This is a genomic window from Microcystis sp. LE19-84.1B (assembly GCF_027531875.1).
GTDB classification, from domain to species: Bacteria; Cyanobacteriota; Cyanobacteriia; order Cyanobacteriales; family Microcystaceae; genus Microcystis; species Microcystis panniformis.
This window is the reverse complement of sequence record NZ_JAPZSR010000062.1, coordinates 1-2256: the sequence shown is the minus strand read 5'-3', so window position 1 is coordinate 2256 and position 2256 is coordinate 1. Positions and strand designations below refer to the sequence as shown.

Below are 2256 nucleotides of genomic sequence, written 5' to 3'. Positions count from 1 at the left end.
AGCAGTCGGGTCAACTGTTACCGTCGCAGTAGTAGAATTAGGCGCAAAGGTGACTGTATTGGTAGTCCCTGTACGAGTGTAGTCGGTATTAAGAGTAGCTGTCCCTCCGAGGGTGTAATTGACTGTTAAAGCATTTGTTGTTACACCAGTACGAGTGAAGGTATAGACTAAGTTGGTTGTTCCATCTTCTGTCACACTACTGGGAGAAACCGCAAGAGTGATACTGGGAGGAACAGGACTATTCGTAATCGTCCCCGTCACTGGGGTGGTCGTACCTACTGTATAACCTGTCCCGGTCGCAAGGGTTAAAATGACGGTTTCATCGGGTTCAACTATTGTGTCAGGAGTCGGGTCAACAGTCACAGTCGCAGTGGATGAACCGGCAGCAAAGGTGACTGTATTGGTAGTCCCTGTACGAGTGTAGTCGGTATTGAGAGTCGCTGTCCCTCCGAGGGTGTAATTAACCGTTAAAGGATTAGTTGTTACTCCGCTACGAGTGAAGGTATAAACCAGATTAGTTGTCCCATCTTCGGTGACGCTTGCGGGACTGATAGCCAGGGTAATAGGGTTAATTACTTGGGTAGAAGTTTTAGGTGCAGTAGTAGCAGTTTGTTCGTTGCCTGCATTATCAGTAGCTAAACTATAGAAAGTATAAGTGCTACCTACTACGCCAGTATAGACAGCAGAGGTTGTAGTTACGTTTGTTTGCCATTGAGTAAAAGACCCACCGTTAACAGATACAAAAACATCATAGTCTCTAATCCCACTGGGATCTGTTGCACTCCAAGTCACATTAATATTATTACCTACAGTAGTTGCTGGTAAACTACCAACACCCCCAGTTGGTGGGGTAATATCTAATTGAGCCGCTTCACCGGAACCAAACCGGGTAATTGTTGTATAGGTAGTAGATTGTCCTGGTGCTAAGGAAAAAACGTTTCTCAAGGCGAGTGCGACATCGTACTCGGAACCAGCATCAATAAATTGGTCAGAATTGCTATCACCTTGGATGATAGTATTCCGCAAGCTATTTCCTGCTAGAACATTAGAGCGAAGGCTACTAAACCCATCTAATTCCCAACGGTTTGTAGTGGGGATAGTACCGCCAATATCACTAATTCCGAAGAAAGTTGTATCTGTCTGACCAGTTCCACCTGCGTCAGTTTCAAACAGAATTTCTTGCCCATTTTGAACAATTCTTCCGCCCCCATCTATTAGAGTACCATCAAAGTTTAAATCTCCATCAACATAGCGCACTAAATCAAAATTGATTGTTTGCGTTATACTATTAGTAATAGTATAAACCTGATCTAACCGACTTCCTGTTCTAATTGCAGTGTTATTAAATGTATCTTGAACAGTTTGTTTAAGTTGAAACTGTAATCCGCCAATCGTGAAAGTGCTGTTTGCGTTGGTACTATTGACACTGGTAAATACCTCATTATTACTAGCTGATGGTGCTAACTCGGTACGCGCTCCAGTTGAACCATTAGTAATAATACCTAAAGCCACAAAAGAACGGAAAGTTGTGCTAGAGGAAGTTTTACTGCCAATAGGATCATAAAAAGCACTCTGTCCTCCAACACTATTACTACCAAAGCGCCCGAACTCATCTACTGTAACTACTAAACCACCGTCACCAGTAGCAGTTTGAAGGTTGTTTGTATTTTGTTCAACTGTAATTATTTGACCATTTAAATGAATTATCCCTGAATCATCCTCAGCTTGTAATACCTGTAAAGTCCCAACATCAATACTGTTACCTTGAACCAACTCTGCAAAAATTGCCCCCTCATCTCCGGCGCTATCCACCTGATTAATTTGAGCATCCACATAATGCCCAATTTCTTCTAAAATTACATTAACTATCGTTGCTGAGGAAGCCGTATTTAAAAAAGATGCTGATAGATAAATCTTATTCGTACTGCTGGAATATGCACCATTCGCAGTTCCCAAAACCTCATCACTGAGTACCTCAATCGGGGGAATTTGACTAAAATTTCGACTTTGCCACTGTTGTCGTAATTGCGTCGCCTTAACCACATCATAACTTGTGCCAAAAGCAGTTTCTAAATTTGCCCAAAAACCATCAGATTGAGCGAAATCGAATAAAATATCGTCAACAGCAGGAATAATCGCCAAAAGAGAGAGAGTCATGACAGTAACAGCAAAAGTTTATTGCTAACAATTTTGGCACAACAAGCGCGAATTTTTCAAGACCTCTTTAACATAGATTAACATTTATTACAAGAAACC

General features: G+C 41.7%; 1 protein-coding gene. It reads right to left on the bottom strand.

Annotation, left to right across the window (positions count from 1 at the left end; genetic code table 11):
- Positions 1-2157 (bottom strand): Calx-beta domain-containing protein (locus O9324_RS03475; protein WP_288139485.1); only part of this gene is annotated, 2157 nt, incomplete at its 3' end.
- Between the last annotated feature and the right edge of the window lie 99 nt (positions 2158-2256).